A 14,329-nucleotide genomic window follows, 5' to 3' on the forward strand; every position below is an offset into this window, starting at 1 on the left:
CAACTTCGCCAGGAAGCAATAGCCGACCCACCCTCCACCAGCGACCTTGCCCCAACCCCAGCCAGAAACGGACATCACCTTACGAACCGCCCACTTACATCTCGCATGCCCTCAAGCCGCTGGAAGTGAGCCCGGGCTCACGGTCTGGAGACATCGGCCAGTGCGGACTCCGGGCGCGAGAGGGGACTGGAGGCCTGGCACGGGTACCGCGGCGGTTCGGGTTGGCTACGGCGCCATGCCCCCTCGGCCGTACGGCGATGCATGGCGTCGCCCCTTGCAGTTCTGGAGTTCCCATCCGGCTCCGTTCGGGCGCCGTCCCCGGTCCATGCCGGACCACCCCGTAGGGCTCACCTGTCGGTCACCACAGCCTCTGCTGCTGGGCTGACGGGTCGGGTCTTCTCAGTCCGGCCGGCAAAAGCGGATCGCCAGAACAAACCTGCCGTCGGTGACGGGGACCGGCCTGGCCGCCTTCACACCCTCGCGGACGATCTCCTCCTGCCGCGTCTGCCGGCTGACTGACTCCGACGTAAACCGCATCACGCATACATCTCATCAAGGAGCCGTAGACAACCGTGATCTTTGGGCTGCTCCGCCATACTCGTGGTGTCCTTTCCAATCATGGCGCCTTCCCTCCCGTGCCCTCGGGCGCTGGGACCGTCAGCTGCACGGTGGTGGATCCAGTAGGCCTGCCGCTGCCGGGCGCTGCCATCACCGTGGCCGACCACCCGACAGGCCAGGAGGTGATGACCGGCACGAGCGACCCCTACGGCGGGTTCATGGCCGCTTTGCCGCCTGGTGGGTATTCCGTGCTCATCACCGCGGACGGCATGGAGCCGGTCCGCGCAGGGGCCGACATAGTCGCCGGGTCACACTGCGGGCTCGGGGAGGTGCGGCTGCTGGCTGCTCCGCTGAAGCAGTTGCCGACGCCCGGGACGTGGGTGTTTGATCCCCCGCACACAGCCGTCCGCTTCATCGCAACGCACATCGGCCGGGCCCATGTGCACGGACGCTTCACCCGATTCGACGGCAGCATCGCCATAGCCGAATGCATGGAGGACTCGAAAATCGACGTCACGATCGATGCCACCAGCATCAGTACCGGCAGCAAGACACGTGACAACCACTTGCGATCCTCGGACTTCCTGGACACCGCGAGGTACCCGTACATCCACTTCGCCAGCGAGCGCTTCGTCCCGCGCCACGGCTCGCGGTGGACGGTGGCAGGCGTCCTGACACTGCATGGAGTCAGTCGTTCGGTGCATTTGGACACCGTCTACCGCGGCACGACCGAGGGGGGCTACGGCAGGGAACTGCGCTGCGCGGCATTCGCCACCGCTGAACTGCACCGGGACGACTTCGGCCTCAACTGGCGAAGCATGCTCGCGCGTGGCATCAACATCGTTGGCCCCACGGTGAAGGTCGAGCTCGATGTGCAGGCGATGTTCGAGACCCCCAACATGCCGAGCCCGCCCGATTAGAGCCGCAGCAAAGCCCGCTTGAAGTCAATGAACGGGTGCCCCTCATCGAGGAGTTCGTCCCCCGGCCCCGGCCCGAGGACCTGCAACTGACGGGCGAGGGCGGACTGCTGCTGACGAAGCGACTACTGGAGTCCGCGCTCTTCGCGCCATGTGTTCGATCTGTCGGCGCTGCCTTGGAGCGATGCTGCCGCCGGGCCGCAGACCGGGTCCCGGTAGGTGCCTTTGCGACGGGCACCGTCACGGTCCTGACCGTTCGGGTCTGGCGACGGCCACCGACCAAGCAATCTCGGGCCGGGCGGGGCAACTCGCGCAACGGCAGGTGGTTCGAGACCGTGCCAACCGATGCCGACCATGGTCGAGATCGATGTGTCGAAGGACCGCGACGGCATCTTCGAGCCGCAGACCGTCCGCAAGCGACAGCGGCGGCCGAGAGCGACCCCTCGGCGGTGTCGATCTGCGTCACGTCCCCGCACCACAGCACATCGGGTGCGACGGCCGTGACCTTCCGGCGTACCAGGCCCCGCCGCCGACTCGGTTGCCGCACGCTCGAAAGACCGGTGGATCCGCAGGCCGGTCCCGTGCAGCGGCCCGCACCAGGTGACCAGTTGGTCGGTTCCACCGCGCACCGTGCTCACCAGGATCCGGTCACGGCACCCCTCGACCGGGTCGGCGCCGAACACCACCCCGCCGACGGCCGGGACGAGCATCGGCTGCATCCCGTTGTCGCCAGCCGTGCTGTCCTCGGGCGGGCGCGGGGACCGTGCGCGGACTGCGGAGTCGAGTACCGACCGGACCGCGTCATGAATTCCTCCCGGCCTCGCACGTCCAGCTTCGACTCGAAGCGGCCCGCCATGGAGGACTCCTCGGTGTCCTCGTGCGCGGAGCCCGAAGCACACGGCTACTCCTCCGTCAGGCGCGACGAGACGTGCATCGAATCCTGTACGGCGGCCCGGTCAGTCCCACCGAAAGCCACCACGACAGACGCTGTCCGCGTGCTGCGGCGGTGGTGACGCTTGAGGATCAGCACGCCGCACAGCAGCCCCACGGCCAGGGCAGCGAGCGCTGCGGCGCCGATCAGACCGGCCGAGTGCAGGGCCTCGGTGGCGGCGGCACCGGCGAAGTAACCCAGGAGTACGTTGCCGACACCCCACACAAGCGACGCGGCCGTGCTGTAGGCGAAGAAGCGACGGTACGGCATTCCGGCCGCGCCGGCGGCGAACGGCACGAAGGTCCGCACGAATCCGATGAACCGTCCGGCGATCACCGCCGCACCGCCGTGGCGCGCCAGAAAGGCCCGGGCCCGGTCGATCCCGCCGCCGTCGGCGGACCGGAAACGGCGGGTCAGCCGTCCGCGCGGGCACCGCTCGCACCGCCTGCCCAGCGCGTAGCCGAGGTTGTCGCCGGTCATGCCACCGGCCAGTACGACGGCGCAGAGCACCAGCGGATCGAGGTCGCCGCGGCCCGCGATCGCGGATGCGAGCAGGACAACGGCCTCGCCGGGCACCAGCAGACCGATGAAGGCACTGGTCTCCGCGGCCGTCATGGCGAACACCACGAGGTAGGACCACCATCCGGCGGCCTCGATCAGGGAGTCGACCCGCATGGCCGTCAGCCCGCCCGTCGCAACGGCACCGGCGTCGGCGCCGGGCCGGCGTGCGTCTGCGGTGCCCGGGTGCGGGGCTGCTGGAGCACGACCACGTCCGCGTCCGACTCCACCGTGCCCGCGGCCCGGTGCCGCTGCTTCTCCGCACGGGGGAACAGACGTCCCGCAGCGTTCCACGCCACGACCGGTACCACCGCCGCCAGGAGGACGGCGAGCAGCTCCGGGTCCGTGGCCGACACCGCGCCCACCACCTCGCCCGCCGCGACCAGCGCGACAGTGACCCGAGGCCAGGCCTTCGTGGTGGTGGCGACGACCGCCAGGCCCAACAGCACAAACCAGCTCGCGCGTACGGCGGGCAGCGACAGGTAGCCGTGGACGAGGGGCAGTTCGCGCACCGACAGGCCCCGCACGGAGGCGAAGACGACGAGACCTGCCGCGCCGAACAGCAGCAGAGCGGATGCCAGACGCACATAGAGCGTCTGGTCCCGGCGGGCCAGCCAGATGAGGCCGAGCGTGGCAAGGGGCCACGGCGCGAAGGCGCTGACCCGCTCCAGCAGCTGGGCCCCGACCTGCCCGGCCGACGTCACCTGCTCGGCGACGGCGGCCCCGTATGGGCGCAGACGTCGGGCGGAGGCCGATGTCAGGCCGGTGCCGAACGAGGACCCTACGTGGTCCGGCACCGCGAGGAGCGCGACGTAGGCGAACGTGGTCGCCGCCACCCCGGCTGCCGCGCGCCGCGCGCCGCGCCGCACCTGTACCTCTTGCGACGGGGACCGGTCGGCGTCCGGCTTGCGCAGGAGACGGCGGCGGGCGCGATGGGCACAGCAGGCGACGCAGCTCACCGGGCCACCCCGGTCACGAGCGCCGAGTCGTGCCCGCTTGTCGCGAGGTCAGCGGAGACAGGGCTCAGCCGCCGTGCGCCGGCCGCTTCCCACAGCGGTATGACGCGTCGGGCGCTCTGCTTCACCATGCCCGGCGACGAGGACGCACCGTTCCTAACGGGGGTGGACGGACTCACGGCAGGCTCCTGACCAGTCAGAGACGTGTTACTTGAGGGGACGCGTTGGGCGTCCCCTGCTCGCTGATCAGGGCAACCTCATCTTGTTTTCCGGATATTTCAGTTGATTGATGTGATGTGCGTTACTTGTCGGGTTGGGTGTGGGCAGGTCGCTCAGGCCCCGGGTGCCGGTCATCGGAGCACAGAGCACTCGATGCAGGTGTTGACCCTGTCCACGGATCCTGCGCAGTGCAGGGTGGGACGGTACGTTTGACAGACCCGTCGTCGGCTGCGCAGATGGCTTTGGTCGCCCTCGGCAGGTGAAACGTGTGTGTCAGCTAGCCGGGAGCAGCTGCTCGGCCCAGATGGTTTTGCTGGTGTGCATATGGCGGGTGCCCCAGCGTGCGGCGAGCTGGGCGACAAGGAGCAGGCCGCGGCCGCCTTCGTCGAAGATACGGGCCCGGCGCATGTGTGGTGCGGTGCTGCTGGCGTCGGAGACTTCGCAGATCAGGGTGCCGGCGTGGATCAGTCGCAGTTGGATGGGAGGTTGGCCGTAGCGGATGGCGTTGGTGACCAGTTCGCTGACGATCAGCTCGGTGACGAAGGCGGCCTCGTCCAGTCCCCAAGCGGTCAGCTGGGCGGCGGTGTTTTGGCGAGCCTGGGCGACGATGGCGGGGTCGCTGGGGAGGTCCCAGGCGGCGACCTGGTCGTCGTGGAGGGCACGGGTACGGGCCAAAAGCAGCGCGATGTCGTCGTCGGAGCGCGCGGGACGCACGGCTGTGAGTACGGCGTCGCAGAGGGCGTCCAGGGACGGGGCGGGCTGGGCGAGGGAGGCACGCAGCGTGTCGAGGCCTTCGTCGATGTCGCGGTTCCGGTCTTCGACCAGGCCGTCGGTGTACAGGGCGAGGAGACTGCCCTCGGGCAGTTCGATCTCGCTGGCCTCGAAGGGCAAGCCCCCAAGGCCGAGCGGTGGGCCGGCCGGCAGGTCGAGGAGGTAGGCGGTCCCGTCCGGGATGAGAACAGCCGGTGGTGGGTGGCCTGCCCGGGCCAGGGTGCAGCGGCGGGAGACCGGGTCGTAGACGGCGTACAGGCAGGTGGCACCGATCTCGCCGGCGATCTCGGCGTCCTCGGGGGTGCACGTTTCCGAGGAGAGCCGAGTGACGATGTCGTCGAGGTGGGTGAGCAGCTCGTCGGGTGGGAGGTCGATGTCGGCCAGGGTGCGCACGGCCGTGCGCAGCCGGCCCATCGTGGCGGAGGCCTGAAGGCCGCAGCCAACCACATCGCCGACGACCAGGGCCGTTCGTTCACCGGAGAGCGGGATCACGTCGAACCAGTCGCCTCCTATCTCGGTCCGGGCGCCGGCGGGAAGGTAGCGGGAAGCCACCTCTACCGCGGCCTGCCGGGGGAGGGTCCGTGGGAGCAGGCTTCGCTGCAGGGTTTCGGCGGTAACACGCTCGCGGGTGTAGCGGCGGGCGTTGTCGATGCAGACGGCCGCTCTGGCGGTGATCTCCTCGGCCAGCAGCAGATCGTCCCGCTCGAAGGGATCCGGGCGCTGATGTCGGGCGAAGAAGGCTATGCCGAGTGTGATGCCGCGTGCACGTATCGGCACCACCATCATCGAATGCATCCCGTACACGTCGGCCCAGGCGGATACGGCAGGGTCGCCGGCCGCCCACCGGGTAATGGCGGAGTCGGTCATGTCGTATGTCGCTGCGCGGCCTGTGGCCAGGCATTCGGCCGGCGCTGAAAACGCTGGATAGGCAGTGATGGCTCCGGGCTGGGTCTGGACCTCGGGACAACCCGGAAGGACGGACTGCCGGGTAGTGTGGCGCAGGGTGGCGGTCGGCGGGCCCGAAGACGGTTCATCGCTGCCGTGCAGGAACGTGAGCAGGTCGACGGATGCGTAGTCCGCGAGCCGGGGGACGGCCACGTCGACCAGTTCTTGAGCGGTATGGGTGATGTCGAGGGTGGTGCCGATGCGGGTGCCGGCCTCGTTGACCAGTATCAGCCGCTGCCGGGCCTCGTACTGCTCTGTCATGTCCCGTGCAACGTGACATACACCGCGCAGCTCGCCGGTCCGGTCCTTCAGCGGAGCGACGGACACCGACCAGGCGTGCATGCGGCTTTCGCCAGGTGCACGGAAGTAGCTCTCCAGGTGCTGCGGTTCGCCGGTGGCCAGTGCCAGTCTCATGGCCTCCTCGGTCCTGTCGGCCTCGGGGCCCGTGGCTATCTCGGACACGCGCAGCCCGCGGATCTGGTCCTCAGGGAGGGCGAGTACGCGTTCCATATCGGTGTTCGCCCGCTCCAGCCGCAGATCCGTGTCGTAGATGGCCAGGGCATAGGGCCACTGGGCGAATGCCCACTGCACCAGCGCGTCGCTGTGGTAAGGGCGCGGCGGGCGCGGCATAGCAGACACCACGAACCACTCGGCGGCTCCGTCCTGCGCCACCCGGCGGTTCGCGAGCAGCCTCGCCTCCACGCGGTGGCCGTCCCGGTGCCGGAGCGTCGCCTTTCCGCTCCAGCGCTCTGGCTGCCCGTTGCGGGGCTGCCGGACCAGCTCTTTCATGTCCTCGGCGAGCAGGTCGGCCGCCGGCTTGCCCACGATGTCCTCAGGGGCGTAGCCGAGCATCACCTGGGCGCCCTCACTCCACCCCGTTACGGTGCCCCACTCGTCAGCGGTGGCCGTGGCTGCGAATGCGGCGTTGAGGGCGTCGTCCGGCCTACCGCCGGAAGTGGTTCGGTATCGCATCTTTTACCGCTCACTCTTGATGATGCCGTTACCCCGACTAACCCCATAATGCCTCTGAACCTCGTCTGCGGCTTCCGTCGGGCACGACATCCGCGCAGGCAACACGGCGCCTCACCGCTGTACGGCATCGTCACCGGCCGCTGGAGCGAGCGGCTGACGCCCGCCGGGGCGGGTCGTCACCCGACGCGAGGGAGATCTCCTGCACGATCGCGCTGCCGGAGCTGCAGGAAAAGCGCAAGAAACGGGAAGCGGGAGAGGCACCGGCGGGAGCGGCCCGAGGCGGCGCAAGGCGCCGGACGGCTGTCTTCGGGCTGCCCGGGGCCCGGGAGAAGCTCCCGGCCGCAGGGTGGGACACCACTGCCCGGGGTGGGAAAGTCGTGTCCCCTCATCACCGACCTGGGCATCCTGCGTCCCGATGCTTCCACCGCCGAACTCTTCCTGACCGAGGTCCACCCCGGGGTGACGGTCGAGCAGGTGTGTGCCGCCACGGGCTGGGAGCTGAAGGTCGCCGACGAGGTCGTCACCACCGAACCACCGACCCTGGAGGAACTCAGAGCCCTGCGGGCGCTGAAGGCCGCCGGAAGGAGCGACGCCCCATGACCGACGCCCGTCTGCGCGACGTCTACATCGTCGATGCCGTCCGCACTCCGGTGGGCAGGTACGGCGGCGGCCTCGCCTCCGTCCGCCCGGACGACCTGGCCGCGCACACCATTCGTGAGCTGTTGGCCCGTACACCCGACCTCGATCCGGCCCGGATCGACGACGTGTTCCTCGGTAACGCCAACGGTGCCGGCGAGGAGCTACCAGGCTGGACTCGAATTATGCGCCGGCCTCCTCTGGATCCGACACCTCGGATCACAGCCTTGATCACAACTCCACACAGGCCCTAGTACTCCAGTCGCAGTTCGCTATCACTGCTGGTCAGGGCCGTGTTTCTGAGTGTACTGGGCTGACGCTGCGTCAGGTTGCGGAAGTTCGTGACCTCGGCTGCGGCGGGCCGTTGTGCTTGTCGTGCAAGACGATGTACAGCTCGATGCCTGGTCCGCGGAACTGGAAGAAGTACTCGTGCGGGTCGGCCACCGGTTCGGTCGGGTGGATCTGCGGCGGAGGATGCGTGCCTACGTGCACGGCCTGATCGGTCCGGTGGGTCGGAAGAACAGCTGGCAGCTGGCCGAACATGCCGGTCACCGCACTCCTGCGGGGCTGCAGCACCTCTTGGGCCGGGCTTGCTGGGATCCCGACGACGTACGCGACGACCTGCAGGAATACGTCGCCGAGAAGCTCGGGGACGTGGCTGGAGTACTGATCATCGACGACACCGGGTTCATCAAGAAAGGCACGGTCTCGGCCGGAGTGCAGCGCCAGTACTCCGGCACCGCCGGGGCCCGTATTTCAATAAGTGCTCGGCAGAGGGGTGTTGGTGGGAGTTTGAGATATGACCCCGTGTCTGTCAGGCCGCGTTGCCGCTTGTGCTCTGCGGGCCAAGTTCGATCAGATCCTGCCGCACTTCGATGAGCGCCGCCGTCGGTTGTACCTGGCCAGTGAGGCAGCGGCCCTCGGCCGCGGCGGGATCGTCCGGGTCGCTGCCGCCTCCGGGACCAGCACTGCAACCATCGCGCGAGGTTTGGCCGAGTTGGCCGGTTGCTCCTCACCGACCCTGCGGGTCCGGGCTCCAGGTGCGGGCCGCAAGCGGCTGACAGACACCGACCCTGGTCTGCTGCCCGCGCTGGAGTCGCTGCTCGAGCCGCACACCCGAGGAGACCCTGTCTCCCCGTTGCGGTGGACCACGCTGTCGTTACGGGCCCTGGCCTTGACCCTCACCACGCAGGGCCACCCGATCAGCGCTTCAACCGTCGGACACCTGCTGCACGCCCTGGGCTACAGCCTGCAGGGAACCGCGAAGACAACAGAGGGCATCAACCATCCGGACCGCGATGCCCAGTTCACCCACCTGAATACCACCGCCGCCGCGTTCCTCAACGATGCCCAGCCGGTGATCAGCGTCGACACCAAGGCCAAGGAATGGCTCGGCAACCGGGACCGGCCGGGCCGCACCTGGCGGCCGGGCAAGAACGCGATCAAGGTGGACTGCCACACGTTCACCACCAACGACCAGCCCATGGCGATCCCCTACGGGATCTACGACATCGCCAACAACAGCGGATGGGTCAACGTCGGCACCGACCACGACACTGCCGCGTTCGCGGTGGAGTCCATCCGTCGCTGGTGGCAGCATCGAGGGCGGCCGGACCACCCGACTGCCGGCCGGCTCCTGATCACCGCCGACTCCGGCGGCTCCAACGACCCCCGCCGCTGGACCTGGAAAAGCAACCTTGCCGCCTTCGCACGAGAGAGCGGCCTGGAGATCACGGTCTGTCACCTACCGCCGGGTACTTCGAAGTGGAACAAGATCGAGGTGCGCCACGAGGCGCTGCCATACCGAGTGGGGGTGGAAGGCCCCTGCCGCCGACCTGTCGCAGCAGGCCGGTGAAGCTGAGGACAGCCGAACCGCAGAGACGTGCGGTGAGGTGGGAGCAGTCCTGACAACGACGGGACGCGTCGGTACTTCCAGACGGCGCGGGTCCGGCAAGCAAGACGAGACGCCGTACGAGAGGAACCAGTGTCTGACGTCCCGTAACGGTTCCACCGGCTCCAATCTGGAGGATCTGGGCCGGGTGCAGCGCACGCCGCCGGAGGGCGGCGACTTCGAAGCCGGTCTTTCGATGCCGGTGGGGAGGCCACGGTGAATGCCTGCGGCGTAACCGTGGCGATGCTGTCGGGGTAGAGCTGGGCGGCTCGTTCGTCGATCGGTGTGGTGGTGAACGTGGGAAGCGTGTCGGGGTCGCCTTCCCGGCTGGCAGCCAGCCAGTTGGGGGGCAAGGTCCGTCGTCGGCTGACGGCTCCGGTGCGTGGCGGAGGCCCCGTAGTAGTCCGAGCGCGTTAACGGCGCGTACATGGCGAAGGGGGCCAGCAAGTCGGCAGTGGAAGCGTATGGAATGCCAGGAGGAGGACGCCGGTGAATACCGACGAGCTGGAGTCCGCCACGTATGTGGCGGAGCGCCGGGTACTGTAGATCCAGGCCAAGCTGCACCGTTGGGCCCGTGATGATCCTCATCGCAGGTTCGATGACCTGTTCAACCTCTGTGCCGATCCCGCGTTCCTTCTGGTGGCGTGGGATCGGGTGCGGGGCAACAAGGGCGCGAAGACCGCCGGGGTGGACGGTGCCACGGTGGCGTCCGTCGCGGCGGGGACGGGTGTCGAGGAGTTCCTCGACACGCTGCGGTCCAGCATTCGGGACCGCAGTTTCCGTCCGCTGCCGAGCCGAGAGCGGTTGATCCCCAAGACGGGCGGCAAGATGCGTCGTCTGGGGATCGCGACGATCGCTGACCGGGTGGTGCAGGCGTCCTTGAAGCTGGTGCTGGAGCCGATCTTCGAGGCGGAATTCCTCCCGTGTTCCTACGGGTTCCGCCCGAACCGCCGGGCTCATGACGCGGTGGCCGAGGTGCGGTTCTTCACGTCCAAGAAGTACGAGTGGATCGTGGAGGGCGACATCAAAGCCTGCTTCGACGAGATTTCGCATCCCGCTCTTCTGGACCGGGTGCGGGCTCGCGTCGGGGACAAACGTGTCCTGGCCCTGGTCAAGGCGTTCTTGAAGTCGGGCATCCTCGGTGAGGACGGTCGGCTTCGGGATACCACTGCCGGTACCCCGCAGGGATCGATCTTGTCGCCGTTGCTCAGCAACGTGGCCCTCTCTGTCCTGGACGAATACATCGCCCAGGCTCCGGGAGGCCCGGGGTCCACGCCCTGGGAACGGACCAGACGTCGCCGCCAAGGTCTCCCCAACTACCGGATTTCCCGGTATGCGGACGACTGGTGCCTGATGGTCCACGGCACCCAGGACGATGCCGCAGCCCTGCGCGACGAGCTCGCCGGGGCCCTGTCCACGATGGGCCTGCGCCTGTCACTGAGGGGCCACGAAGTTTCCGGACAGGCACCCAATAGGGTTGTCCTGAACAAGGAAACGAGGAAGAAGTGGCGCCACCCAGTAAGTACTCGCCGGAGTTCCGCGAGGAAGCCATCCAGATCGCGCTCCGGTCCAGCAAGACCATCTCCGAGACAGCTCGTGAACTTGAACTGAATCCGGAGACCCTCCGGGGCTGGGTGAAGAAGCATCAGAAACAGCACGAGCCTCCCGCTGATGCGGAACTATCGGTGAGTGAGCGGGCCCGTCTCAAGGAGCTCGAACGCCGCATTCGCGAAGTCGAGATGGAGAACGCCTTCCTGAAAAAATGCGCGGCGTACTTCGCGAAGGATCCCCGGTAGCGAGCAAGTACGAGTTCATCGATGAGATGCGGCTCGACACGGTGGAGTACGCGTACAGCGTCGAGTTCATGTGTGATCGGCTCGGCGTTTCCAAGTCCGGCTACTACAACTGGCGCGGCCGCCCGGAATCCGCGACGGGCCAGCGGCGCGAGGAACTGAAACTGCTCATCAAGAAGGCATTCGAGGAGTCCGACAGCACCTACGGCTACCGGCGCATCCACGCCCAGCTGCGCCGCTGGGGCCACACCGCGGGCCTGGAGCTGGTGCGCCGGCTCATGCGCGAGCTGGGCCTTGAGCCCTGCCAGAAGTCATGGGCCCACGTCACACCCGCGGTACTGATCAGCGAGCGGCCAGCCGAGGCCGACGACCGAGCCGTACCGGGACATGGGGAGGGCGACCTCCTGATCGGACTCGAGCGATCGGCGATCGGCACGCTGGTTGAGCGGACAACCCGATTCACGCTGCTCGTCCACCTGCCCCGCCAGGACGGCTACGGCATCGTCCCGCGTACCAAGAACGGGCCGCCGCTGCCCGGCTATGGCGCGGTGACGATGAAAGATGCGCTTGCGGCCACAGTCGGCACTCTGCCCGGGCAACTATGGCGGTCGCTGACCTGGGACCGCGGCAAGGAGCTGTCGGCACACGCCCAGTTCACGATCGAGACCGGCGTCCCGGTCTACTTCGCCGACCCGCACAGTCCCTGGCAGCGCGGCACCAACGAGAACACGAACGGCCTGTTGCGCCAATACTTCCCGAAGGGCACTGACCTTTCCCGGTGGGCGGCGGAGGACATCGAGGCGATCGCCGCCACCCTCAACAGTCGCCCTCGCAAGAGCCTCGGTTGGAAGACACCCGCCGAAGCTCTCAACGACCATCTACTATCGATCACATAAGCTCGTGTTGCATCCACTGGTTGAACCTGGAAATTACATGTCAGTGGAGTTCGCCCTGGAGTTGAATCGGCTCGGGCTCCGCAGATCTGCCGGCCGTACCGGAATCTGTTTCGACAACGCAATGGCCGAATCGTTCTTCAGTGTCCTGAAGAACGAGCGTGTATCGCGGGTGATTTACCTGACCCGGGAGGCGGCCCGGCAGGACATCACCCGCTACATCGAGTTCTGGTACAATCACAAACGCCTTCACTCGGCGGTGGGTTACCGACCCCCACGCGAAGTTCACGCCGAACATCAGAAGTTGCGAATCGCCGCGTGAAATCAACGGCCGACGCTTGTCCGGAAAACGCGAGGCCCCTCAGCGGACGCCGCCCTCGTGGATCAGGTCGGGCGCTCCGGCGTCGCCCGCGACGGTCAGGCACACCACCAGCCGGGCGGCGCCCCTCCTCGGCTACGAGGTGAGAACCCGGCGATGCGGCACGCAGCGCACCGGGCCGCGGGCAGCATTGTGCCTCCGGATGAGAGCGAGTTCTGATCTCGCTCTCATCCGGAGTTCGCGGGGTTGCCGGAAGGAGAGCCGCCGGACTCGATGTGTTCCCGCAGCCACCGTTCCGTACTGCTGACGTGCAGCAGTGCGGCCGCCTGGCTGAGTGGGGCGTCGCGGCCGGCCAGCGCCTCGAAGATCGCCTCGTGCTCCGTGACGGTCCTGGCCGCGACACGGGCGTCGCCCCGACCGCGCAGGATCCGGGCAGGAAGCGTGCGACCCGAGACGCCTTCGAGCAGTGCCAGCAGGGACTCGTTCCCCGTGGCCGCGACAACGGCGCGATGGAACACCGCGTCGTGCGCGTTGAACAGCTCGACGTCGTCGCGGGCCTGCCGCATCGCGTCGAGGTGGTGTTTGACCTCGGCCAGTTGCTCGTCGGTGATACGGGTGGCGGCGAGCCCGGTGGCGACCGGTTCGAGCAGCCGCCGCACCTCGATCAGGTCCAGCAGCGCGCCCGCGTCGGCCTGGAGCAGTTCCACGGCACCGCCGAGGCCCTCCAGCAATACGCTCGCCTGCAGGCTGGTGACATACGTGCCGTCGCCGCGCTTGACCTCCAGCACACGGGCGACCGCCAGTGCCTTGACCGCCTCGCGCGCCAGGTTGCGGGACAGCCCCAGCTGAGCCGCCAGCTCCGGTTCCGGAGGCAGCTTCGAACCGGGAGGCAGCGCGCCGGTCCGGATCAGCTCACGAATCCGCTCGATGGCCTTGTCCGTCAGGGACACCGTGCTCCCTCTTCGTGCGTGTGCGTTTCGGGCACGTCCGGTCTGATGAGCCCCCGGGCACGCAGATCGGCCCAGAGACCACCGGGGACGGGTCGGCTGTGCAGTCCAACGTTCCGCGTGACCTGGTCCCGGTCGCGCATGCCGAGGGTGACGTTGATGATACTGGGATGGGTGAAGGGGAACGCGATCGCTGCCGCGGGCAGGGTCGTACCGTGTTCCTCGCACACGTCCGCGATGGCCCGTGCCCGCGCGACAAGCTCGACCGGAGCGTCCCTGTAGTCGTATTTCATGCCCTCCGCCGGTCGGTCGCGGGAGAGCAGTCCCGAGTTGAACACGCCGACCGCCACGATGCTCTTGCCATGCTCCGCTGCCGCGGGCAGGACGTCGTCCAGTGACGACTGGTCGAGAAGGCTGTACCTCCCCGCCAGCATGACCACGTCGGCGGCGGTCTCGCGCAGGAACCGGGCCGACATGGCCGACTGGTTCATGCCGGCCCCGATGGCCCCGATGACACCCTGGTCACGCAGGTCCGCCAGGGCGGGCATGGCCTCCTCGGCCGCCTGCTTCCAGTGGTCGTCGGGATCGTGCACGTACACGACGTCCAGCCGGTCCAGCCCCGTGCGTTCGAGAGTGCCCTCGATGGACCGGAGTACTCCGTCCCGGCTGAAGTCCCACTCCCGCCGCAGATCGTCCCGTACGACGAAGCCCTCGCTGTCGACGCCCTGGGGCCGCTCGTTGGGGACCAGCAGCCGCCCCACCTTCGAGGAGATGACGTACTCGTCGCGCGGACGGTCCCGCAGGGCCGCCCCCAGCCGGCGCTCGGAGAGACCGAGGCCGTAGTGGGGGGCGGTGTCGAAGTACCGGATGCCCGAGTCCCAGGCGGCTTCGACGGCGGCCGCCGCGTCGTGGGCCGGGGTGACCCGGTAGAGGTTGCCCACGACGGCGGCCCCGAAGCCGAGCTCGGTGAGCTCGACGGGCGTGTTGGTGATCTTTCTGCGGCGCAAGGCGCCCTCCTCGGGA

10 protein-coding genes and 6 pseudogenes are annotated in these 14,329 nt (G+C 68.2%); 10 read left to right on the forward strand and 6 right to left on the reverse strand.

The features are described 5' to 3' along the window. The first annotated feature begins 572 nt into the window (after positions 1-572). Complete coding sequence (locus ACWD4G_RS18030) at positions 573-1,478, forward strand: YceI family protein (RefSeq protein WP_451294427.1); 906 nt, start codon at positions 573-575, stop codon at positions 1,476-1,478. A gap of 898 nt (positions 1,479-2,376) precedes the next feature. Here the strand turns inward: ACWD4G_RS18030 and ACWD4G_RS18035 are convergent. From ACWD4G_RS18035 to ACWD4G_RS18045, 3 genes are all read right to left on the reverse strand, one after another. Further along, on the reverse strand, positions 2,377-3,081 hold the full coding sequence (locus ACWD4G_RS18035; RefSeq protein ID WP_451294429.1) for a DedA family protein: 705 nt from the start codon (positions 3,079-3,081) through the stop codon (positions 2,377-2,379). Between the two features lie 5 nt (positions 3,082-3,086). Then, positions 3,087-3,923 carry a hypothetical protein gene (locus ACWD4G_RS18040; protein WP_451294431.1) on the reverse strand — a complete coding sequence of 279 codons (837 nt, stop codon included), beginning with the start codon at positions 3,921-3,923 and terminating at the stop codon, positions 3,087-3,089. Between the two features lie 489 nt (positions 3,924-4,412). Further along, a complete protein-coding gene (locus ACWD4G_RS18045; RefSeq protein ID WP_451294433.1) occupies positions 4,413-6,827 on the reverse strand; it encodes a SpoIIE family protein phosphatase in 2,415 nt (804 codons plus the stop codon). A 318-nt stretch (positions 6,828-7,145) separates the two neighbouring features. Between ACWD4G_RS18045 and ACWD4G_RS18050 the strand changes: the two are divergent. Together ACWD4G_RS18050 and ACWD4G_RS18055 are read left to right on the forward strand one after the other, a co-directional pair. After that, positions 7,146-7,427, forward strand: a pseudogene (locus ACWD4G_RS18050) (CoA-transferase subunit beta); the annotation flags it as partial. Then, positions 7,424-7,627 (forward strand): annotated as a pseudogene (locus ACWD4G_RS18055) (thiolase family protein); the annotation flags it as partial. The pseudogenes ACWD4G_RS18050 and ACWD4G_RS18055, both read left to right, overlap by 4 nt. Positions 7,628-7,787: 160 nt before the next feature. Here ACWD4G_RS18055 and ACWD4G_RS18060 read toward each other — a convergent pair. Beyond that, positions 7,788-8,015, reverse strand: coding sequence for a hypothetical protein (locus ACWD4G_RS18060; RefSeq protein WP_451294878.1), 228 nt, complete (start codon positions 8,013-8,015; stop codon positions 7,788-7,790). Between ACWD4G_RS18060 and ACWD4G_RS18065 the strand changes: the two are divergent. From ACWD4G_RS18065 to ACWD4G_RS18095, 7 genes and pseudogenes are all read left to right on the forward strand, one after another. Continuing rightward, positions 7,920-8,294: pseudogene (locus tag ACWD4G_RS18065) on the forward strand (transposase); the annotation flags it as partial. The gene ACWD4G_RS18060 and the pseudogene ACWD4G_RS18065 overlap by 96 nt on opposite strands. Then, positions 8,263-9,253: pseudogene (locus tag ACWD4G_RS18070) on the forward strand (ISAzo13 family transposase); the annotation flags it as partial. The pseudogenes ACWD4G_RS18065 and ACWD4G_RS18070, both read left to right, overlap by 32 nt. A gap of 755 nt (positions 9,254-10,008) precedes the next feature. Next, positions 10,009-10,965 (forward strand): reverse transcriptase domain-containing protein, encoded by a 957-nt coding sequence (locus ACWD4G_RS18075; RefSeq protein WP_451294435.1) that lies wholly within the window; start codon positions 10,009-10,011, stop codon positions 10,963-10,965. Then, a complete protein-coding gene (locus ACWD4G_RS18080; RefSeq protein WP_451294437.1) occupies positions 10,860-11,150 on the forward strand; it encodes a transposase in 291 nt (96 codons plus the stop codon). Before ACWD4G_RS18075 ends, ACWD4G_RS18080 begins: the two co-directional genes overlap by 106 nt. Before the next feature lie 68 nt (positions 11,151-11,218). Then, a pseudogene (locus ACWD4G_RS18085) lies at positions 11,219-11,386 on the forward strand (IS3 family transposase); the annotation flags it as partial. Between the two features lie 69 nt (positions 11,387-11,455). Continuing rightward, positions 11,456-12,043: pseudogene (locus ACWD4G_RS18090) on the forward strand (IS30 family transposase); the annotation flags it as partial. Positions 12,044-12,086: 43 nt separating this feature from the next. Next, a complete protein-coding gene (locus tag ACWD4G_RS18095) occupies positions 12,087-12,362 on the forward strand; it encodes an integrase core domain-containing protein (RefSeq protein ID WP_451294439.1) in 276 nt (91 codons plus the stop codon). Between the two features lie 224 nt (positions 12,363-12,586). Here the strand turns inward: ACWD4G_RS18095 and ACWD4G_RS18100 are convergent, their stop codons facing one another. Together ACWD4G_RS18100 and ACWD4G_RS18105 are read right to left on the reverse strand one after the other, a co-directional pair. Next, positions 12,587-13,309: a FadR/GntR family transcriptional regulator gene (locus tag ACWD4G_RS18100; protein ID WP_451294441.1), complete on the reverse strand. Its 723-nt coding sequence runs from the start codon at positions 13,307-13,309 to the stop codon at positions 12,587-12,589. Further along, positions 13,300-14,313, reverse strand: coding sequence for an aldo/keto reductase (locus tag ACWD4G_RS18105; protein ID WP_451294443.1), 1,014 nt, complete (start codon positions 14,311-14,313; stop codon positions 13,300-13,302). The genes ACWD4G_RS18100 and ACWD4G_RS18105 overlap by 10 nt, the downstream gene beginning before the upstream one ends. Positions 14,314-14,329 lie beyond the last annotated feature (16 nt).

It is taken from the genome of Streptomyces sp. NPDC002643 (assembly GCF_053592555.1).